Below are 21623 nucleotides of genomic sequence, written 5' to 3'. Positions count from 1 at the left end.
TACATGTATATAGAGTGCTTTTTTTCGTGAAAATCGAGACAAATCAAGCAAGAAATCTTTCGCTAATTTATGTCAATATATTATGAAAGACTACTTTATTATACATTTGATATTTGTTTTGACAAAAAAATCACAATGAGTTGTGTGAAATGTGTATGAGAGGTTTCATTTATTTATTTTTAAGAAGGACTATCAAAGGGGTTGTCGAATTATTTCTAAATAAAAAAACTAACAGTAGCACGTAATATGCTACTGTTAATTTTTTGTGAGGCTTCAATTCTCAAAATTAAAATATTTTCATTATGAAAAAGCTACCAACATATATCTATATATTAGTAGTTTCTCTCCTGGCTTTCGCCAAGCTTTTTATTACCTTTTTCTCAAACTCTCTTCTCTTAAACCTAACTTTTATCTCTAACCCTTCGCATCAAGTGTTCCATTTTCTCACCACTTCGCTCGGTTGTTTACATTCTGTTTATATCCCCCGAGGGTCTTAGCGGGAGGCCGAAGGGCGTGAACTTGCTACTATAGAAATACATTTCATGAATACTATCGTATTAACTAAAGGCATAATTTTACCCAGCACCTAAAAAGTGCTGGGTTCTTGAACAATCTGAGGGGATAGCGATATGCTATCCCCTTTAAGATATTATTAATTTAATTATTGAGCTGTTATAGATACTGTTCTATCCTTCAAGTCATCGCTTGATGGTGCATAGCTTGCATAGTTTCCATCAGCATCCTTTTGAGTTCTGATTGATACTGTGCTCTTAGATTTTACAGTTACCTTATCAGTGAATGATGCTATACGGCTGTTATCACTCTTGAATGTGAATACTACAGTATTTCCATCTATTTGTACTGAATCAGCTTTTAAGTCTGTTCCATTTGATCCTGTGAATATAAAGTCATCTGTCTTTATTCCACTGTTTGCGTCAAGCATTGTATCGAATGTTACATATACTTTTCCGCCATTTACATCTTTTACTGCTGTCCAGTAATCTGATGTTGTCTTTGGTGCTGCTTGGTAATCGTAGATTGTGTTTTGCTCACTTGCTACTGTGTTATCTAAGCTAGCTACCGCTGCTCCAGTTTCATCTGTTGTTGTAGCTCCTGCTTTTATTCCAAGGTGTGCAGCTTGTCCTTGAGCTTTTATTAAGTCTATCTTTGTTGTGTTTGCATCGTTGTCAGTTTTTCCGTTAACATAGCTTATTACTGGGGCTGCCGCCTTATCAGCATCTGTCGCTAACGCTCCATCTCTGAATGTAAGTGTTACCTTATCTCCAGCAACGCTTGCACTTGTTGGTGCTACTCCACCTAATGTGAAGTCACTAGCTGTTAAGTTGTCTATTGCCTTGTCAAATTGAACATCAGCTTTTAGATCGTCTCCATCATGGTATACTTTAATTGTGTTAGCTTTTACTTCTGATCCTACTCCGTTAACAGCTATTTCACTTGTGTATGCTACTCCGTCTAATAGATTTCCAGCTTCATCTTTAACGTTAGTAACTATTACTTTAACTACATCGTTGCTGCCTGTTTTGTTCTCAGCTGCATCCGCAGTTGTTTTTACGTGGTAGCTTGATGAGAATTCTATTATAACACTCTTGTTATCTCCACCTACTGTAAGTGTTGCATCTCCTGGTAATGCTTTAGTGTCTCTTTCTCCATTTACAAACTTGTAGTTAGCTTTGGTTGTAAGTGTTTCTGAGTCCATAGCTTCACTGAAGTAAACAACTACTTGATCTTTTCCTGAGCTGCTATTTTGCTTATAGTATACTCCTGTTGCTTTTGGTGCTATATCATCTGATCCATTTAGTACAGTTATATAGTCATCCATTGTGTTTGGTGTAGTTGCTGTGTCTATGATATTCTTAATTGTTAAAGTGTATTTAGAGTCTGTTAATCTCCAGTCATCGTTTGAATTGTTTGGATTAACTTTTGTAAGCTTGATGTCATAAGTGTCTGTGTTGCTCTTATCACTTTGACCCTTAGTGCTGTATATTCCAGCAATATGGTTAGTTATATTTGTAGCTTTGCTGTCTTCTAGTTTGTAGTTTGATTTATTTGTAGCGTAGTTGTAGTCAACATCTTTGCTGAATCTTACACGGATAGTTTCTGAATCAATTACGTTGATGCTTGTAACTACTGGTTTTGTTTCATCTTTAATGTTGTTAAAGCTTATTCTTGTATCATCTGCAACTTTGTTTCCAAAGGCATCTTTAACATTATTTTTGATGTAAAGTGTGTTTGCTCCTGTTTTAATACCAGTTAAGCCTTTTATCTCAATTACAGTATCATTATTATCTGTATCGAATGTTACTCCAGATAAAGCTACACCGTTTAATTCATAGTTTGAAGCAACAAGTGCTGTTTTCTTATCCATTGGTCTATCGAAAGTAACGTGAACTTCTCCGCTTGATGTTTCTTCTACTGATTTGATTTCTGGTTTTGTAGAGTTCGTATCTACTGTGAATGCTAAGTTTGATTCTTTTACTGTGAATCCTGCTGCATCACTTAATATTCCGTTTAGTTCTCCATCTGAAACTTTTAGTGAGTGCTCTCCTGCAGCTATTGGTGAGTCAAAGTAGAATTCAACTTTGTTTGCCCATGTCTTTCCATCAGCTGAGATTGAGTTCTTTATCTTAGTTAGTGATGGGTCACTGTTTATTCCGTAGTTTGATATGCTTTGTCCATCAATTTTGAACTTTCCTTTTATACTATCAATATCCTTCATGTTAACAGCTTCTGAGAATTCTATAGTTATTTTACTGTTTCCTTGCACTGATACTGATTTTAATGTAGGTACTGTTGTATCTGAGAATGTTATTGCTTGGTCAAAAGCAGATACTGTATTATTTTTATCTTTAGTTAAGATAGCTTTTTTAACTGATACTGTCATATCATCATATTGTTTTCTTGATTGTGCTAATGTAACTAAAACTGTGTTGTCATCAATTGCTTTCGCTACTGCTGTAGCTGCAGTTAATGAGTTTCCATCTATTTTGTAGTTTGATACCTCTTCTGCTGAATCACTGTCAATAGCTGTGTTGAAGTGTACTTTAAATTGGTTAAGGTTCACTGCTTCTATTGATTGAACTGTTGCTTGTCCGTTGTTATTGCCTGGATTACCTACTGCTTCATTTATAGCATCTTCTGTGTCTTTTGAAACAACTCCTGTTCCTCCAACGATGTTGATACCTTTTACTGAAGCTGCTTTTCCTTTAATGTAGTCCATTGCTTTTGATGTTGCTCCTGAAGTTGCTGAATCTATTAATACTAACGGTGCTGCTGTTTTTCCAGCTAGCGCTGATGCTACTAATGCATCTGCATAACCTTGTCCACTTGCGTTAGCAATAAATAACTGCTCACCTTGTAGATCTGAGCTGAATTTTCCAAGAACGTTCATGTTTGTTTCAAATCTGTCAGCTCCGCCATTTACTCTTTCTACCGCTCCTAGTGCCTTGTACATATCTTCGCTTATAACATTTGTAGTTCCTACTACTGTTACTTTTGAGCTGTTAGCTTTTACGAAGTCTATTATTGGCTGCATTGATTCTGCACTGTTATTTCCTAGTAGTAATATTTGTCCTTTAGCTGCTGCTACAGGGGCTACTGATAGTGCATCTGAGAAGCCTTCTCCACCTACTAGTAGTACGTTGTCTGCTTTCACTCCTAATTCTACTAACTTCTTAGCTACTGCTAAGTTTGTTTCGTATCTATTAGTTCCTTTTAATTCTACTAAGTTATAGTTAGATTTTAAACCATCTCTTACTGATTGACTTACTGACGCGTTTCCACCAACTACATATATATTCTTTGGCTTTAATGTGTTTAGTGCTGCTTCAGCGTTTTTATCTAGTGATCCTGCTGTTGTTAAAAGGATTGGTGCATTTAACTTCTTAGCTAATGCTGATGCACTTACTGCGTCTGCATAACCTTCTCCACTTACTAATACTACGTCTTGTGCTCCATCTGCCCAGTTTGCTTTTGCTACTTCTGCAGCTGTTGCATATCTATCTATTCCACTTGTTCTAGTTACTGGTGCCGCTGCAGCATGTGCTGGTCCTACTGATAAAACTGAAGTTAAAACTAAAGACATAAGTGCTCCACTCGCTAATACTCTTGTACCCTTTTTATTCATAAATATAATCCTCCCACAGATTAATAATATTTTTTTATTTTTTATTAGTTTTCAAATATATTAAAGTAATTTTACTGTGATAGCTCAATTAGTTTGTCCTTGTTGTTTCGACAATTTGTTACGTCTTATTTGACATCTTTATTGTACCCCATTTTTGTCCACTTATCAATCCATTAAATTTTGGTAATTGTTCAAATCCTAACCACCTAAAATCAACGGATTGCTTGTAATCTTTCCAAGACTTGACTACCAATAATTTAAGATATAGTCTGGAATTCTCTCACAACTAAACTGCTGATATTTAAAAGCTTAATTTGCAGTTTTCCATGAAGTTAAAGAGCTACTGTCTTCCCCCTAAGCTTGTTCGATATATTGCTTAACCTTATGAACTTATTATACTTTATCTTGTCCACTTTTCAATCCATTAAATTTTGGTAATTGTTCAAGGCTTAACCACCTAAAATCAAAGGACTGCTTGTTACTTTTCCAAGACTGAACTACTACTAATTTAAGATACAGTTTGGAATGCTCTTGCAACTAAACTGCTGATACCTAAAAGATTAATTTGCAGTTTTCCATGAAGTTAAAGAGTTACTGTATTCCCCTAAGCTTGTTCGACATATTTCTCAACTTCATGGACTTATTGTATCTATTTTTTGTTCGCTTTTCAATCCATTGCTTTTTGGTGTTTTCTGAAATAAAATCCCAACAATGAACATTTATCCAATAATCCAGTATCTCTGCAATAAATCCTTAGAATTCAATCTACTCTATCTATCCACCTATCCCATTTATCCGATGATTATCCGCTCTAATGCTCCCCCTGCTACAAGGGGGAGTAAACCTAGATAACGAGTTCTAAGTGTCAAATCAACTAAGAACTCCGTTTATAAGCATCAGGTGGAGTTAAGACTCCCTCTGATGCTAAGAACTCTGTTTATCCCATGGTTCCTCGCATATGTAAACATCAAAAAATAATAAGAAGACATGATCTATACCTAAAATCATGTCTTTAAAAATACAATTGAAAATTAGCATCTTAAATTATTTTATTTCAAAATCTCCTAACTGAAGCATATCATTTCTTTCAACATTATTAAAATGTCCCGCGTTATCTACTAATGTCAATCCAACAGCCTTCCATGCACCTGTTTCATCATACTGTCCAATATTTAAGGTTGTCTCCCATTTTCCTGTTGTTACATTAAACTTTAGATAATTTAACCCTTTACGAGCTTCTCCTGAAGGTGACTCATAATCTATCCAGCCACTCTTTATGCCTGACAAATCGTCGATGGTATCTATTGATATAGTAACTGCTCCACCAGACATTACTACCTTTTTATCTACATATATATTGTTTAAAACTGGTGCTAACAAATCGCTTTGCAAGTCTATAATATTGAAATGAATTGTTCGTTCTTGTTTCATGCTAACACTTTTATATGAGTGTGCCTTTTTACTAACAGTTAAAGTATAGAATTCATTAGATTTATATCCACCACTTGGAGGATAAACCAATACACTCTTTTTATCATCCCCAAGACCTAGTTTTGTATCTACCTTACTACCCTTACTGTCAGTTACAACTATTCCTTCTCTTGTTAAGTCATCAAATCCTACTTGATTTGTAAACTTAATAGTCCATATTTTATTAGCTTCTACAACTTGATTATCATTAACTTGAAAAGCCAGGACACTTTTTTCATTAAATAAATTCAATATTATTAATAAGAATGTAAAAATTAAAAGTTTAAATCTCAATCTCTTGTACAATTTTCGCCTCCACCTTCATTAGTAATATTTCTATTCTTATATATTCTACTTTATATAGATACCCAAATTAGAAAGTCGACTTATTCGGAGAGACGTAATACCAATTTGAGGATAGATTTAAATATTTTTTAGTAGTCTTAGCGAAGGATTTATGAAAAACTTAGAATCTTAGATTGTCTGAGCGTCGGCGAGTTATCGAAGATTCTTAGTTTTTCGTAAATCCTGAGCTTTAGACTTCTTAAAAATATTTAACGTACCGAAAATTGGTATTATTTCTCGGAGGGTAAGTCTACTTTCGGTGTTGCTTATCTATATAGATAAGCTAATTTGAAGTTTGACTTATACAGAAGGATATATTGTCAGTTATGAGAGCACATTTACATACTTTTTTTATGATTCTTAGCGAAGGACTTTATAAAAATCTTAGAACTTTAGATTGTCTGAGCGAAGCGAGTTATCTAAAGTTCTTAGGTTTTTATAAAGTGCGAGCTTTAGAATCATTAAAAAGTATTTATAGTGCCGAATAACTGGCAATATATCCTGGCGTATAAGTCTAACTTCTGATCTTCTTATCTATATATTTTCAATATTTCATACGTATAAGTTAATCTAAAATTAAACTAGAGGAGCCAGATTATTACTTTACCCAGCCCCTCTTATAAATATCATTCTATTCTATGGAGTATATTCAAAAAACACATTCCATTTATCTAGACTTATTGTTTCACTAAAACTTAGTTCTGTTTTAAAAGCTAATGTACATACTCTAGCCTTCATAGAATTTACAGCAAAATTACCTAAAACAAACTTTCCTGATGCTGCAACATTATTATTTTCATCCTTAATAGTTATTGGTATCTCTTCTATATTTATTGTTTTATCTGTTGAATTTCTAACTAATAAGGTTACTATAAGCTCTCCAGAATTGGATAAAGCTAAGTTAAACTTAGAAACATTCACCTTACCTCCTTCAATTCTAGGAAGGCTTTTTAAAAAGTCTTCAAATACAGGCTTAAGTTCCTCCATACCTTCTTCAAGTTCTTCTAGTTCTATATTAGCATAACTTACAGCTTTAATTTGTTTATCAAATAAAATCCTACATTCTGCAGGTTCAAACTTATTCATATCAAGTTCTGATTTATTAAAAGTTATCTTCCAAGGTCTTGCACCTCTAGGAGGTATGTCTCCCATTTCTCTTAAATCGAAAACCTTTCCCCCTAATACTTCATTTTTAGAGTTAATCATAATTAGAGGAACGTATTCAAAATTTACTTTTCTCTCAAATCCGTTTCTAAAATACACTTTAGCCTCAAGTTCATCACCATCGTCATAAACATAGACAGTAGAAATATTTATATCATTTTCCTTTATAGGCGCAAACTCTGAAATTTCATCAGTCATGATTTCTTTCTGAACATCAGATACTACAGCTTCATAACGCTCTGGAAGTGAAAGTTCAGTATCTATAATTTTCCCTTCTTCTATATTGCTTTGTGACTCAATATTACTATCTTTAGTCTTATTTTCCATATGTACCTCCGTATAACTTTGAATTATAATTCTAATTTTAATATAGTACCAGTATAAAGTAAATGCTAATCATTTTATTGTAAGGTTTTATTTTGACCTTCCCCCAGTGCTAGTATTAAACATTTGACTATACCAACTTATTGTGATAAATTAGGTTTGGACAAGACAAGTATTATTGAAATATGGGGGAGGTCTATACAATATGAAGAAAAAAGTAATAACTATTGTTGCGTTAATTGCACTAGTAGTTTCTATAGGAAGCTTTAACTTAATTAACAAATCCAATAATGCAAAAACAGATGATTCTAAAAAAACTAGTGTTCCGAAGACAGAATTCAGAGTAAAATCTGCCTTTGCAGATGTAGACTCAGATATGATAATAGAAGATAAAGATAAGGAAGATGGTGACAAAACATACGATTATGTTTTTATAACCTTCACAAATCCATTGTCAGATACAAAGAAAGAGGATGGTTTAAATCCTTTTAATATTAAAAACTATAAGTTTGACGGTGCTGAACTCCCAAAAGGCAGTAAAATAATTCCTTTTGATGCTAATGGAATTTCTATAAAACTTCCTAATGGAGCTTTAAAAGAGGTAAACTCAAATCATTCATTAAGTATATCAAAAGATTTGAAAGATAAAGACGGACAAGGTATAAAGGGCGATTTAGACATAAAACTTTCATATAATTCTACAGTTGTTAGTAACCCTGAAATTACTACTAACTCAACTAAACCTAATAGCGGTAGTACTTCTAATGATTCACAAAAAAATCCAGACAAAAACACTAAAACTGATAGCAGCAAAGCTCCTGATAACTCTGGAAAGAAAGATGCGTCCGCTGCAAATATGCCAAAATTCAGCGTAAAAATACTAACAAGTATTCCTCAAACTACTATTGTAGCAGTTACGCTGGATACTCCTACACCTGAAAATTACAAAGTATCAGTTTCTGGAACTACTTTAGAATTAAAGACAAGTGATAAAGGTGAGAAAGTCTTCATAAATAGTGTGGATAAAGAACTCGGATTAGAAGAAGTTAAGGGCTTAGTTAAAATAGAAAAGATTAAATGATTTAAATCACTCTAATAATATACAGATTATTAGAGTGATTTAAATATATTTTATATTTCACAAAAATTTATTCATTACTAATAATAAAATTTATGATAAAATAAAGGAAGAATATACAATTAAGTTACTAAAGTAAATTTAAAGGAGTTGAACATCGTGAAATTTAAGAACAAGCTATCTCTAATTGCTGCTACAATTATTACAGCATCATCAATTTTAGTAGCACCAACTATAACAGCGCATGCAAAAGCTTCCTCAATAGTAACCTTAGGTAAAGATGGATCTCATTATGAATATAACTATGATGAGTTAAAGGCTTCTGCAGTGGCAGCAGTTCTCGGAAAAACCGCTGAAGCAGCACTATATAATGACTTCTTAAATAATAAGGTTTCTATAGACGCTTTTTATGATGATATAAGAGCTGTGTATGTACCAGCCTCAGCAGTAAAAAACCAAGCTATAAACAGTATGCTTAATCATACAAGCTTTGACTTTAAGACATACATGGAAACTACAACTACACCTTCAACAACAGTACAAACTAAGAAACTAAAGAATAATAATGGTACCGTTGTTGTTGACGACTCAACATCTCAGGATTTTGATGTAATATCAATAGAATAAGTTAAAATGGCAGTGAATTTATATTCACTGCACTTTTTTGCGAAATCATCTAGATATTTATACCTCTATTACGATTTATATCCTATAATAATTTACTTTTTCTAGTATATACTAAGTTTATCAATAAAAAACTTAAATATAAAAATTAAGGAGGATTACATAAATGGACAAAAGAATTAAAATATCTGCTTTATCAAGCCCTGCACTTATAGCTTTAGTTTTAGCTTCAACTTTGTCAACAAGTTCTGTTAAAGCTGCCACAGGAGAAGTTTCAAGAATCGGTGAAGTAAATAGATATGCCACTGCAGCTAAAGTTGCTACAACAAACTGGACTACTAGTAATGATGTAGTTTTAGTATCTGGAGAGGGTTATGCGGATGCAGTAAGTGCTTCAGCCTTAGCAAAAAAATTAAATGCGCCTATACTTTTAACAAAATCATCAGAGTTAAACCCAGAAACTAAAACAGCTTTAGATACATTAAAGCCTAAAAATGTATACGTTATAGGGGGAGCTGCTTCTGTTTCACAAGCTGTAAGAGACAAATTATCAGCTGATAAATATACTCTTATAGAGCTTAGTGGTACAACTAGGTATGGTACTAATGCAGCTGTAGCTGATAAATTAGTATCTCTTGGAGTAGATCCAGCTCAAGTTATGATGGTTGGAGGCCAAGGTTTTTCAGATGCCTTATCTGTAGCTCCAATAGCTGCTGCTAAGGGACAAATACTTTTACTTGGCACAGACAACTTAGCTAGCATGAAACCAGTTGCAGACTTTGTAAATAATCATACTTCAAAGGTAACTGTAGTAGGAACTAAAAATGTAATACCTGAAGCTGTTCTAACCTCTTTCCAAAACTCTACAAGAGTAGAAGGTGGTACAGATAGATTTGATACCAATCTAAGAGTTTTAGCTGCGTTTAAGGGCGATATAAAAATGGATAAAGTATATATGGCTAACGCTACTGGAAATGGTTATGCAGATGCTCTTGTCGCTTCCGCTCTTTCTGGAAAATATGCATCACCTTTAGTATTGCTTGACACTGAAGGATCTGCAGCTACTACTAATGCAATTAGCTTTATAAAAACAAATGCTACAGCAGCTTCTGATTTCCAGGCTGTAGGAGGAACTGGAGTTATTCCTGAAACGTTAATAACAAAGATTAATACTCAACTTCCAAAACCTGATACAAACAACAATAATAACGGAAATGTTACTATGCCTAAATATACAATTGATACAGTAAACACCGATGTTCCTTTTACTACAATTGTAAAAATATCCTTAGATACAACAACTCCTGAAAACTACAATGTAACAGTTAATGGCACTGCAGCTGAACTTAAACAATCTGAAACTGGAGAAAAATCATTTATTGCAGTTCTAGATAACACATATACTCAAGATCAGCTTAATGTCACAGTAACAGCAAAATAATCAAGCATAAAAAAGAGGGTAGAATCTCTAAACGAAATTCTACCCTCTTTTTCATATCTCCTACTTAACACTCATCTCTGTAGTATTAGTATCCACTAAATGAGCACTATCCTTCATCTTTAAATCTCCACCACTAGAAGTAAAGATATTCTTAGAAATAATTACATCCATTGCAGCCTTTACCTCAGCCTCCGTTACATCTTCCCTTACATTACTAACCCTTACAGAAGTCTTTTTCCCCTGCTCATTTAAAAAATTCATAGTCAATGTTTTACTCATTTGCTCTCCCCCTTATTATATTCATAGTCTTAAATTCATAATTAGTTTTCTTTAGCAATTACTTTCTTTAAGAAACTCCTGCAGAATTATAGATTCTCTCTGCAAGAGTTCCTAACTCTAACTAGGCATTAGTTATTGAATTTTCATCTTCCCTAATTAGCTCATTTAGAGTTTTTCCAAGTAAACCTTCTACCTCCAAAGCCACATCAAACAAAGCTTGATCTGAAGCATTTGTCTTCACCTTAGAAAACCTCTGACTTTTAATTATTTCCTTTCCCTTTTCATCTACACCATCCACATATTTAAGTACTAGTGAACTCTGTAATCTTGTTGAAACAGCAGCCATACTATCAACCCCTTTCATATAGTATATATGCATACTTCAAAGGACTAGGCAGAAAAAATTTTTATCCCATCATATTTTCAACCCTCTGAAGTTCCGGCTTCCACTTTAACCTAACAGTGCCTACTTCGCCATTTCTGTTCTTCGCTACAATACATTCCATAATTCCCTTGCTTTCACTATCCTTGTGGTAATACTCATCTCTGTATAAAAACAAAACGGCATCTGCATCCTGTTCAATACTTCCTGACTCCCTCAGATCAGAAAGCATAGGCCTGTGGTCACTTCTTGCCTCTGGCGCTCTTGAAAGCTGTGATAAAATTATTACCGTTATCTCAAGCTCTTTTGCCATAAGTTTTAGGCTTCGAGTTATCTTTGAAATATCCTGATTTCTATTTTCTCTTTTTTCTCCACTATCAATAAGCTGGAGATAGTCAATAACAACTATATCAAGCATTCCCCTAAGCTTAAGCCTTCTGCACTCGTCCTTTATCTCACTTAAAGTAAATATCTTATCATAAATCTTCATATCAGCCTCTGCTAGCATTGAAGCTGCCTTTCCCACCTCAGCCCACTGTTCATCAGAAAGAGAGGCATTTTTTATATTGCTCATAGGTATGGTTGTATACTGAGAAATTGCCCTATCTACAATTTGATTTATGCCCATCTCTAGGTTGAAAAAAGCTGTCTTCACCCCTTCTTCAAATACAGTATTTAAAATAATATTAAGAGCCATAGCAGTTTTACCCATAGAAGGCCTTGCAGCAAGTATTATCAAATCCTCTTTTGATAATCCTCCAAGCATTTTATCTATAACCTTATAACCGCTTTTTATCCCTTGAATATCTCCCCCTTTTTCATATCTAGTCTGAAGAGTATCCATAAAACTCATCATTATTCTTTCCATATCCCCATCATCTCTTGCTGCATAGTTTCTAATTCCTAGAATCCCTTCCTGTACAAGACTTACTATCTCCTCTGAAGAATCTCCATGATTGATATTATCAAGAGAGTTATTAAACACTACAAAAAGCTCTCTTATTTTAGACTTCTCCTTTACAATCTCCGCATATTTCCTTATGTTATTAGCATTGATTACTGCGTTTACAATATCGCATAGATAGGTCTTTCCGCCAATATCTCTTAGCTTGTCCTTCAACCTTTCTGAAACACTTATTATATCCATAGGCGCGCCCTCTTCAAACATTTCTTTCAAAACCTTATAAATTATCCCGTGTCTGGTCCTATAAAAATCGTCACTCCTTAGAAAATCAACAACTTCACAAATACTATCGTTTTTAATCAAAATAGATCCAATCACATTTATCTCTGCATCCATGTTATATATACTATCTATGTTCATAAATCTTCCCCCCCTAATTATTTAATGCCTCATACAATAGATACCGTTTTTTTCAAAAAAGGTGACATCAAATTTGTAAATTATTTAACATAAACTTATAACTTAGTCATTACACATTTCCTCCCCTTATTGCACAAAATGCATATATTATTGCTTACATATATATATAGTGCTTTTTTTCATGAAAATCGAGACAAATTAAGCAAGAAATCCTTCGCTAATTTGTATCAATATATTCTAAAAGACTACTTTATTATACATTTGATATTTTATTTGACAAAAATATCACAATAACTTGTGTGAAATGTGTATGAAAAGTTTCATTTGTTTATTTTTAGGAAGGATTATCAAAAGGCTTGTCGATTTATTCTAAAAAATATGAGAGTATCCCTAAAGATACTCTCAGTATTGACTTAACTATTTCTGAAGTGGTGTTGACAACCCGTAATCATCTTTATAGAATTCTATAATTTCTCCATTCATAATACAAGTTACTACATCTTTAATTTTTATTCCTCGTTGTTGCATTCTTATAAGAATATGACTTCTCCATTGAATCTTGTCTTCTTTCGTAAGCATCCTTACATCATCTATATTAAATTCCATTTTATACACCTACATCTATCTTGATTTTATTCTTAAATTATCATCTTTTATAATATATCCTTACTTATCTATATTATAACTAAGTTTCTAAACAACTGCACTAAATTTAATATTGTCTTTGTATTCTTATCTCATCAGATGTCTTATTTTCGCAGCATTCCGCTATTTTGTTGTTCACATCCCCTGGGGTCTTTGCAAAACCTTTGGGCTGAGCTTGCGAATCCCTATTTGGATTTTTATGTGACACATGGTAAAAATATACTTGAATAATATATTAAATAAAACAAAAAATACTACCAATTAATCAATATTCTACATTATGTATAATATTACTTTACATACACAAAACCGAAAAATTGACAAAATTAACCGAAGTTGATATTATAGTGTCATATATTAACACTTTATTAACATTTAAGTCAGGGGAGGGATTACATGCTGCTAAAGGATTTGGTAGCAAGATTTTTACACTATCTTGCTATAACCAACAAAAGTAACGAAACAATAAAATCCTATACTTCTGATCTGACAGCCTTTGAAAATTTTTTAGAAGAAAAATATAACTGTCCTTCATATGTAAATGAAATACAAACATCAGACATAGAAGACTACTTATATTACCTTAAAGAAAAAAATCTAACAACTGCCAGTAGAAGTAGAAATCTTTACACTCTTAGATCTTTGTGGAACTTTGCTTACAAAAATAAGTTTTGCGATTGGAACATACTTATGTCTGTGGAACCAATAAAAATTCAGAGAAAAGAACGTACATTTTTATCTTTAGATGAGGTTACTTCGCTAATTGCCTCTATTGAGCATCCATTAATTGAAGTTGTAGTACAAACTCTATTTTACACAGGTATGAGAATCAGCGAATGTTTAAACTTGAGACTTAAAGATGTGGACCTTACCAACAACGTTATACATATTATAAATGGTAAGGGTGCCAAAGATAGAAACATTCCTATAAACAAGAACCTTATACCTATTTTACAAAGCTATATAAATAATTACCGTCAGGGTATTTACAGCGAATATTTTTTCAGCACTGAAAAATCTGGCCACTTAAGTGCGCCTTATGTAAATAGAGTTCTAAAAGATGCCGTAAAAAAACTTGGCTGGAAAAAGAATGTTAGTGCTCATATACTAAGACATAGCTTTGCTTCAAACCTAATAAAAAATGGAGTGAATTTAGTTTATGTCCAGAAGCTGTTAGGCCACTCAAATCTAAAAGTAACCTCAATTTATACACATGCAAATATGGAAGATCTCGATAAATCTATAAACTTACTATAAGAAGGACGTGTTTTTCATGAATGATAATTATAATAATTTCTCAGAAGAGTATGAAATATCAGCAACCTTAGAAAATGCCGAAAAACTTGAATATGATGATAAATATATATTAAGAAGCTTAATGGAAGGTAAGACCCGAGATACTATTGCCTCAGAGCTTAATCACAAAAATTATAGAACACTAGATATGTATATGAGAAGACGGGGATACATATGGGATAGCGTTAGACAAACTTACATAGTAAAAAATAATATTATACCTGACAACTCTTTTTCACAAGCTAATACTGGAAAGGTACAAAGAATCATTGGTCTATTTAATAGTGGCTTTGAACCTATGGAAGTTGCAAAAAAAGTCGGAATGCCTGACCACAGATCTATGGCAGCTTATATGAAATCCAAAGGGTATATCTGGTCTACTGAAAGACAAAATTATATACTTTTAAAAGGTGAGCAACCTAGAAATAATAGAGCGGAATTTGAATCAGAAAATTCTAAAGACAATCACTATAATCATAATTCTATTAATGATATTCATATGGTAGATAATTTAAATGAATTCGATGAAAATTTTTTAAATTCAGATGATTCATCACTTTCTCAATTAAATCGGCTGGAAAATTTATTACCCATGTTAGAAATGATAAATAAAAATAAAGATAAGTTAACAGAGCTATTATCTATAAATTCATCTGCTACCATTCCACGTTATATAGTGGGTGGAATAACTATAACCAAATCATTATGTATGTCTCACTCTCTTGCTGAGCTTATTAAAGAATTCAGTAAAGAAAAAAATATAAGCCAAAGAGAAATTTTTGAAGTAGCCATTATAGAATTCTTCAAAAAGTACGGTTATGAAAATGAAATAAATTCCCTATTCTCCTCTTAGTCTTCTATTCTAATAATCAAATGACAAGTCATATTTAAATATCTTTATAATCGTATCACTTTATTTCCATAAAACATCATATATTCCAATATGATGTTTTTATTTACACAGTTACTTGCTTTTTATAATGTTTTTTATTGTAAGCTTTAAATTTTATTTATATATATAATGAAGCAATATTATATCTTTATTAAATAATTGTACAATTTATTCAAAAGCAATAACTTACTCATATTAAAGTAATATATAAATAACAAATATGTGAAAATCCATATCTCCTGTGTACAAGCAGTATAGCCATTTTCAGCCATTGTAAAATAATCCAAAAAAACTGGAAATATAAGTGCTATTGATGCTACAAAAGACAATGTTGTAACTGTAGGTTCTACAACAGATGGAACATTAGCATTAAAAGCTACAGTAGTTGATCAAAATGGCAATGCAGCAACAGCTGACGTAACTTGGACTTCAAGTGATAATACAGTTGCTACTGTAAATGCTAATGGTGTTGTAACAGCTGTTAAGGCTGGTAATGCTACTATTAGTGCTAAAGTAGGAAATTCAGTAAAAACTTATGCTGTTACAGTATTATCGCAACAAGGACCAACAATAGAGTCAGTAACTACTTTAAACAGAAACCAACTAGAAATTAAGTTTAATAGAGAATTAAGTAGCGCTGGACCTAATATTGCGCAAGCTAGTTACTTCATAAATAATGTAAATCTTGGCGCTTCAGATGGTGTATCATTAGATCCAACAGATGCAAGCAAAGTTATTATAACTTTTGATAAAGGTGCTGCTCCAGCAGGTGTTCTTTTAGCAGCGGGTGGTTCTGGCAAAATAAAAACAAGCGTTGATGGATACCTTGATAATGATGCGACTTATTCAGTAAAAGTTGCAGCAAACACATTAGTTGCTAAAGATGGAACTACTTTATTCCCAACAGCAAATGATGTACCAGTAAAAGCAGTTACTTACTCAGATCATACTAAACCACAAGTAACAAGCGCATTATTTGATGAAAATGGGGATCTTGTTGTTAAATTTAACGAAGAAGTTTATGTTGAAGATGCGGCTAGCAACGGTGGAACTCAATCATTAGCTGATAAGATTACTTATAACAGTAAGATTGCAGCTATAACTACACCTGGTGCTGATCAAACTTTAACTGGTGCTACAGCACAAGGAAATAGTAAAACTATTAGAGTATCTGCAGCAACATTAACAGCAATAACTCCAGCTTTAGAAGCCGGAAAAACATATCCACTTGTTATAAATGGAATCAAAGATTTAGCTGGAAATACTATGGATGAATATAGAGTTAATCTTGCATATACAGCTACTTCTACAGCTCCTACAGTTAAATCTGTAACAGCTAAAGATGAAGATACATTAGTTATTGAAGCAAGCAAAGCGTTAAGTGCTACTTTAGATATTGCTGGTGGAATGGGTGGCGGACAACAAGTTTATGTATATAAAGGAACTACAGAACTTACACTTGCAGCTGTAAGAGATATTTCTGCTGCAGCTGGATTACCTACAAATACGAAGTTTGAGATTGACCTTCCAAATACACCAGATGTACTTTATAACTCAGCTCTTAATGAAACTTCAGTACCACTAAGAGTTGTTATAAAAGATGCAAAAGATACTGTAAATAACATTATTACAACATATGATGCAACTACTACAGTAAAAAAAGATACAACTAAGCCAGCTTTCGTAAGTGCTGAATATCCAGCAGCTAACACTATTAAAGTAAAAGTAAGTAAAGAATTAGCAGCGGTAGTTGCGAATACATTATCTGCTTCAAAAGTAGTTGTTACTGACAAAGACGGAGCAGCATATGCACTAGCTGGAAATACTGCAATAACTGCAGGAGATAAAGACTTTACTATAACTACTGCAGTATTACCTGCTAATCAAACAGTTCATGTAAAATTATTGGCAGGATTGTTTGCAGACAACACATTAAATGGTGGAAACAAAAATGATGTAATAGAATTCGATGTTAAGACAGCAGCTGCTGATGTAACAGCTCCAACAGCTGTAATAGCATCTTCTAATGATAACACTAACACAATCACAGTAACTTATACTGATGCTGGTGGAATGACTACAGGAACTGCTGCTGGATCAATAACAGATTTAGCGAACTATACTTATGATAATAAACCAATTCCAGCTGGTTCAACAATTACTGTAGATGCAGCTACAAAGAAAGTGGTAACTATAACATTTGCTGAAGGAACAATAGCTGAAACAAATGCATTAGCACTTAAAATTACAGGAGTAAAAGATGCTGCTGGAAATCTTATAGATCCAAATCCAACAACAACATTTGTTCAAATAACAGATAATGTTAAGCCAGTTCTTCAAAGTGCAGTGGTAAACTCTGTAAATGGAAGATTAGAACTTACATTCTCTGAAAAAGTTAATGGAACAGGCGCAGCAGGAGTAGGTGCTACACCAGTAGCAGGCGACTTCGAAATTTACAAAGATGGAGTTAGATTAGGAACTCCTACAGTTGTTAACCACGCTACTGACGATAAGATGATTTACTTAACTCCAGCTGCTGGTGAAAGTTTCTTAACTGGAACTATTACTGTTAAGGTAATTTCTACAGGTGTAACTGGTGCTGACGCAGATGCAAATACTCTTAAGTCTGCAAATATAACAGCTACAAGAAAATAGTAATTATAGACAAGTTATTGCAGAGATAACAATATCTATTAAGACTTACTCATAGAAGCATTAAACACTTATGATAGTCTGTAAATTAGGAAAATTAAAGGAGGAAGGGAAACCTTCCTTCTCAAATTTAAATGTAATGAACGGAAAAAGCACATTTCAAACAATCCGAATTAAAACACTCACACAATGGCCAGGCCACATACTGACTGAAAATAGAATAAACATGTCAAAAATGGAGTACCTATCTTTGGTGCTCTTCTATTCTTTTTGACAAGATAATAATTTGATAATATAAGGCCATATGAGCTTATCCTTGAACAAAAGGATGTTACATGCCTGTGCATAATAAAACATCTCTTAAAAAGCCTCTAATCGAGTTTAGTGCCCATAAAAGAGAATAAGAGTATCTAAAATAGATACTCTTACATTATAATTATGTACTTTTAAATTTAGTGATATGCCCTAAACTTTATGAAATGCCGTTTATAAAAAGATATGATTTATTAGAAATGGGAAAGGAAGGTTTCCCTTCCTTTCTTAATATTTATAATTGCTTAAAATATACTAAGAATTAATTTACTATTGAGCTGCAGTTAACTGAATTACTGGAACGCTTACGTTTGCTCCGTTAACTGTTACGTCTTTAGTAGTAACTAGGTTTCCGTTCTTGAATATATAGAATTTATAATCTCCGTTTACTAAGTTAGCTATTGTTGCAGTTCCGTCTGCTGCAGTTGTTGCTGTAGCAAGCTTAGTTCCATCAGCTTTGAATACAACTATGTCAGCTGCATCTCCGTCTGTGTTATCTGCATCAACTAATCTGAAGTTTACGCTGTATACACTTGCTGCATCAACTAATTGAATTGGTAGGTCTTGTGTAGCACTAGTAATTGTTACAGTTTGATCTACATCTACATATTGAGCAGGTGCATCAACTTTTAATTCATAAGTTCCTTTTGATAGTGTGTTGAATGTAATTGTATCTGAACCAGATCCACTTACCCAGTAACCATCTGCTGCAGCTGCTGCAGTTGCTTTATCAACATTAGCATCGAATAATTCAACATCTCCAGCTAAAATGTTAACTGCTTGGTTATTCTTATCAGTAAACTTAACTGTTAATGCTTCATTTCCACCTGGTGTTAACTTGTAGTTAGCATTAGCGATTGCATCTCCTGCTGCTACAGTTTGGCTTGTTACATAAGTTTCAAGAGCACTTGGATCTCTTACTACAACTTTATAAGTTGCAGGAGCAATAGTTGCTATTGAGTATGATCCATCTGCTGCTACAGTAGCAGTATAAGCCTTTGTTCCATCTGCATTATAGTAAGTTACAACTGCGCCAGCTGCTGGTGCTAATGTTGAATCAGCTCTTACGAAACCTGCTACTGAACCAGTTGTTGGAACTGCGCTAAGTTGTAAGCTTTCTGTAGTATCAGTTTCATCAGCAACTGCAAATGCTGCTGTAGATGTCTTAGCTACAAATCCATCTTTAGATACTCTTACTTTGTAGTTTCCAGCTGTAATTCCGCCGAAGTTATAAGCTCCAGTTGTAACTGCTGAAGTTGTAGTTGCTACAACATTGTCACTTGAATCAAGTAATTCAACTTTAGCTCCTGCTATAGCTGCTGAGCTAGAATCTGTTATAACACCTGCAACTTTACCTGCAAGGTTAGTTCTTCCACTAACTGTTGCATTTGCATTTGTTACAGCTACGCTGAAGTCTTTAGTAGCTACATAGTCGCCTGAAACTCTTAGAGTATATGAACCCGGAGCAACACGTGCTATTGTAAAGCTTAATTGGTTGTCACTAGCAGAAGCAGTTCCTGTGAAAGTATTTGATGCAACTACAGTGTTACCATTTAATAAAGTTGCTGTGTAAGTTGCAGCATCTGCATCTGAACCACTAGCTGAGAATGTACCTCCTACAGTTTCAGTTCCAACAGTTAATGCTACGTTGTATCCACCAACTAGATTTATATCATTTGTTAAATTAGTTCCTTCTGTTACGTCTACAGTTGAGCTGTAAACTGCATCTGAACTATTATCAAGTGTTAAAGTATATTTTCCACTTAGTAAAGTTTCATTAGCAAAGCTATAAGTTCCATCTGCAGCAGTAGTAGCTGTATCTACTGTGTTACCATCAGCATCTGATAAAGTAACAGTTCCGCCACTGATTACTGTGCTAGTTGAATCCTTAGCAGTTCCTGATATTGTCATTGGTTTGATTGCATCCATTTCAATACCAGCTAATGTATTTGCTATATTATCTGCTTTAGCTGTGAAGTTAACTACAGCATCGTGATATCCAGCTGCTTTAACTGTTAAACGGTATTCACCACCAAACACCATATCTGGAGTTGCATCTGTTTGATCTATAGAGAATGCTCCTGTTGCAGCTGTTGCTACTGTTGAAGCTGGAACAACTGTTGCCCATCCATTAGTAGGATCATTGTACTCTAAAGTTACATCTGCACTTGCAATTGGAGCTCCTGTAGTTTTGTCAGCTACTACACCTGAAGCAGTGATATTAGCTTGTACTAAAGGTGTTATTGATTGGCTTAAAGATGTTAAGCTATTAGCATCAACCTTAACGCCTGAAGCTGTAGCTACTGGATATCCTTGAGCAGCTATTGTTACATCGTAAGTACCAGGTGCTACATTTGTTACTACATAGTATCCATCTGCATTAGTTGTTGCAGTTTGTCCATTTACTGTAACTACTGCACCATTTACTGCTGTACCACCATCAGTTATAAATCCAGATATACCTGATGCTACAGTTGCTTTAACTACAACTGAATTGGTAGTATTTACTTGTCCACCTTTATATGATATACTGTAAGTGATATTTTGATCTACATTGGAAGGATTTACCGCTGGTAATGTTAGAGTTGCTACAGTTCCGTTCATGTTTACGGATGCAGGAGTAACAGATGCTGCGTTACCGCCGTTGATTGACGCAGTTACTGCGAAATCAGCTACTGCTGGTGCTGTTTCTGGTGTGCCTGAGAATGTTACTTCAACTGTTGTTGCATTAATAGCACTTACAGAACTTACTGTTAACACAGTTTCTCCTGGAGTAGCTGGAGTAACAACTACGCTTCCATCAGCTGCTGTTGATACCTTATCAGGAGTTACAACTGTTGTTGGAGTTGATGCTGCTGATGTAAATGTATCTAGAACGAATGCTCTGTGATTCATAACTGCATCTAAAGCTGCTGCATTTACTACTGCTGAATCTACATATCCAGCTTTAACGTCATCATAGAAAGCTTTCATTGATGCTTTGTTAGTTACAAAGTGATTAAATAATGCAGCACCTGTGCTGTTTGCACCATTTAATGTATATTGTACAGCTGAAGCTTTAAGCTTAGCATAATCATACTCGTATGTTTTTGTATCTTTTGCGTTTACTACTAAAGCTGTAGTTTTTGCAGATACTGGAGCTGTTACTGCTGCTACTATTAAACCAGCAACTGCTGCTGTTGATAGTACCGCAAGTGGTTTTTTAGATCTATTCATTTATGTTTCCCTCCTAGAATTTCATAATTTAATTA

Annotated in this window: 16 protein-coding genes and 1 pseudogene; 7 read left to right on the top strand and 10 right to left on the bottom strand. The window is 33.8% G+C overall.

Annotation, left to right across the window (positions count from 1 at the left end; all coding sequences use genetic code 11):
* Window positions 1-661: 661 nt before the first annotated feature.
* From AC0N0V_RS01585 to AC0N0V_RS01575, 3 genes are all read right to left on the bottom strand, one after another.
* On the bottom strand, window positions 662-4144 hold the full coding sequence (locus tag AC0N0V_RS01585) for a cell wall-binding repeat-containing protein (protein WP_474461814.1): 3483 nt from the start codon (window positions 4142-4144) through the stop codon (window positions 662-664).
* Between the two features lie 1044 nt (window positions 4145-5188).
* Entirely contained in the window at window positions 5189-5920 is a 732-nt protein-coding gene (locus AC0N0V_RS01580) for a hypothetical protein (RefSeq protein ID WP_474461813.1), read from the bottom strand.
* A 675-nt stretch (window positions 5921-6595) separates the two neighbouring features.
* Window positions 6596-7450 (bottom strand): SLAP domain-containing protein, encoded by an 855-nt coding sequence (locus tag AC0N0V_RS01575; RefSeq protein ID WP_474461812.1) that lies wholly within the window; start codon window positions 7448-7450, stop codon window positions 6596-6598.
* A 202-nt stretch (window positions 7451-7652) separates the two neighbouring features.
* Here AC0N0V_RS01575 and AC0N0V_RS01570 point away from each other — a divergent pair, with 202 nt between their 5' ends.
* The 3 genes from AC0N0V_RS01570 to AC0N0V_RS01560 all read left to right on the top strand — a co-directional run bounded on the left by AC0N0V_RS01570 (window position 7653) and on the right by AC0N0V_RS01560 (window position 10590).
* On the top strand, window positions 7653-8528 hold the full coding sequence (locus tag AC0N0V_RS01570; protein ID WP_474461811.1) for a hypothetical protein: 876 nt from the start codon (window positions 7653-7655) through the stop codon (window positions 8526-8528).
* A 156-nt stretch (window positions 8529-8684) separates the two neighbouring features.
* A complete protein-coding gene (locus AC0N0V_RS01565; RefSeq protein ID WP_474461810.1) occupies window positions 8685-9152 on the top strand; it encodes a hypothetical protein in 468 nt (155 codons plus the stop codon).
* 163 nt (window positions 9153-9315) lie between these two features.
* Window positions 9316-10590, top strand: a complete 1275-nt coding sequence (locus tag AC0N0V_RS01560; RefSeq protein ID WP_474461809.1) for a cell wall-binding repeat-containing protein — start codon at window positions 9316-9318, stop codon at window positions 10588-10590.
* Window positions 10591-10650: 60 nt separating this feature from the next.
* Here AC0N0V_RS01560 and AC0N0V_RS01555 read toward each other — a convergent pair whose 3' ends face one another.
* From AC0N0V_RS01555 to AC0N0V_RS01540, 4 genes are all read right to left on the bottom strand, one after another.
* Window positions 10651-10869, bottom strand: coding sequence for a DUF2922 domain-containing protein (locus AC0N0V_RS01555; RefSeq protein WP_474461808.1), 219 nt, complete (start codon window positions 10867-10869; stop codon window positions 10651-10653).
* 121 nt (window positions 10870-10990) lie between these two features.
* On the bottom strand, window positions 10991-11248 hold the full coding sequence (locus AC0N0V_RS01550) for a DUF1659 domain-containing protein (RefSeq protein ID WP_474461807.1): 258 nt from the start codon (window positions 11246-11248) through the stop codon (window positions 10991-10993).
* Between the two features lie 28 nt (window positions 11249-11276).
* Window positions 11277-12575 (bottom strand): replicative DNA helicase, encoded by a 1299-nt coding sequence (gene dnaB, locus AC0N0V_RS01545; protein ID WP_474461806.1) that lies wholly within the window; start codon window positions 12573-12575, stop codon window positions 11277-11279.
* A 417-nt stretch (window positions 12576-12992) separates the two neighbouring features.
* A complete protein-coding gene (locus AC0N0V_RS01540) occupies window positions 12993-13181 on the bottom strand; it encodes a DUF4258 domain-containing protein (protein WP_474461805.1) in 189 nt (62 codons plus the stop codon).
* 435 nt (window positions 13182-13616) lie between these two features.
* Between AC0N0V_RS01540 and AC0N0V_RS01535 the strand changes: the two genes are divergently transcribed.
* The 3 genes and pseudogenes from AC0N0V_RS01535 to AC0N0V_RS01525 all read left to right on the top strand — a co-directional run.
* The gene (locus AC0N0V_RS01535) at window positions 13617-14477 is read left to right on the top strand and encodes a tyrosine-type recombinase/integrase (RefSeq protein WP_474461804.1); all 861 of its coding nucleotides are present in this window, start codon (window positions 13617-13619) and stop codon (window positions 14475-14477) included.
* 16 nt (window positions 14478-14493) lie between these two features.
* Window positions 14494-15369: a hypothetical protein gene (locus AC0N0V_RS01530; protein ID WP_474461803.1), complete on the top strand. Its 876-nt coding sequence runs from the start codon at window positions 14494-14496 to the stop codon at window positions 15367-15369.
* A 339-nt stretch (window positions 15370-15708) separates the two neighbouring features.
* Window positions 15709-15945, top strand: a pseudogene (locus tag AC0N0V_RS01525) (Ig-like domain-containing protein); the annotation flags it as partial.
* A 125-nt stretch (window positions 15946-16070) separates the two neighbouring features.
* On the opposite strand, the gene AC0N0V_RS01520 reads toward AC0N0V_RS01525, so the two are convergent.
* Together AC0N0V_RS01520 and AC0N0V_RS01515 are read right to left on the bottom strand one after the other, a co-directional pair.
* The gene (locus AC0N0V_RS01520) at window positions 16071-16208 is read right to left on the bottom strand and encodes a hypothetical protein (RefSeq protein ID WP_474461800.1); all 138 of its coding nucleotides are present in this window, start codon (window positions 16206-16208) and stop codon (window positions 16071-16073) included.
* 318 nt (window positions 16209-16526) lie between these two features.
* Window positions 16527-16655: a hypothetical protein gene (locus AC0N0V_RS01515; RefSeq protein WP_474461799.1), complete on the bottom strand. Its 129-nt coding sequence runs from the start codon at window positions 16653-16655 to the stop codon at window positions 16527-16529.
* A gap of 19 nt (window positions 16656-16674) precedes the next feature.
* On the opposite strand from AC0N0V_RS01515, the gene AC0N0V_RS01510 reads away from it, so the two are divergent.
* Window positions 16675-18063, top strand: a complete 1389-nt coding sequence (locus AC0N0V_RS01510; protein ID WP_474461797.1) for a hypothetical protein — start codon at window positions 16675-16677, stop codon at window positions 18061-18063.
* 579 nt (window positions 18064-18642) lie between these two features.
* On the opposite strand, the gene AC0N0V_RS01505 is transcribed toward AC0N0V_RS01510, so the two are convergent.
* Entirely contained in the window at window positions 18643-21588 is a 2946-nt protein-coding gene (locus tag AC0N0V_RS01505; protein WP_474461795.1) for a beta strand repeat-containing protein, read from the bottom strand.
* Window positions 21589-21623: the final 35 nt, after the last annotated feature.

This window comes from Clostridium sp. CS1-1 (assembly GCF_056135525.1).
Note: the sequence above shows the minus strand (reverse complement) of the source record. Positions and strands in the feature narration are given on the sequence as shown.

Excerpts from the sequence above, each read along its gene's own strand:
- AC0N0V_RS01585 (WP_474461814.1), bottom strand. The coding sequence starts at position 4,144 with ATGAATAAAAAGGGTACAAGAGTATTAGCGAGTGGAGCACTTATGTCT.
- AC0N0V_RS01575 (WP_474461812.1), bottom strand. The coding sequence starts at position 7,450 with ATGGAAAATAAGACTAAAGATAGTAATATTGAGTCACAAAGCAATATA.
- AC0N0V_RS01570 (WP_474461811.1), top strand. The coding sequence starts at position 7,653 with ATGAAGAAAAAAGTAATAACTATTGTTGCGTTAATTGCACTAGTAGTT.
- AC0N0V_RS01560 (WP_474461809.1), top strand. The coding sequence starts at position 9,316 with ATGGACAAAAGAATTAAAATATCTGCTTTATCAAGCCCTGCACTTATA.
- AC0N0V_RS01555 (WP_474461808.1), bottom strand. The coding sequence starts at position 10,869 with ATGAGTAAAACATTGACTATGAATTTTTTAAATGAGCAGGGGAAAAAG.
- AC0N0V_RS01550 (WP_474461807.1), bottom strand. The coding sequence starts at position 11,248 with ATGCATATATACTATATGAAAGGGGTTGATAGTATGGCTGCTGTTTCA.
- dnaB (WP_474461806.1), bottom strand. The coding sequence starts at position 12,575 with ATGAACATAGATAGTATATATAACATGGATGCAGAGATAAATGTGATT.
- AC0N0V_RS01540 (WP_474461805.1), bottom strand. The coding sequence starts at position 13,181 with ATGGAATTTAATATAGATGATGTAAGGATGCTTACGAAAGAAGACAAG.
- AC0N0V_RS01535 (WP_474461804.1), top strand. The coding sequence starts at position 13,617 with ATGCTGCTAAAGGATTTGGTAGCAAGATTTTTACACTATCTTGCTATA.
- AC0N0V_RS01530 (WP_474461803.1), top strand. The coding sequence starts at position 14,494 with ATGAATGATAATTATAATAATTTCTCAGAAGAGTATGAAATATCAGCA.
- AC0N0V_RS01510 (WP_474461797.1), top strand. The coding sequence starts at position 16,675 with ATGGATGAATATAGAGTTAATCTTGCATATACAGCTACTTCTACAGCT.
- AC0N0V_RS01505 (WP_474461795.1), bottom strand. The coding sequence starts at position 21,588 with ATGAATAGATCTAAAAAACCACTTGCGGTACTATCAACAGCAGCAGTT.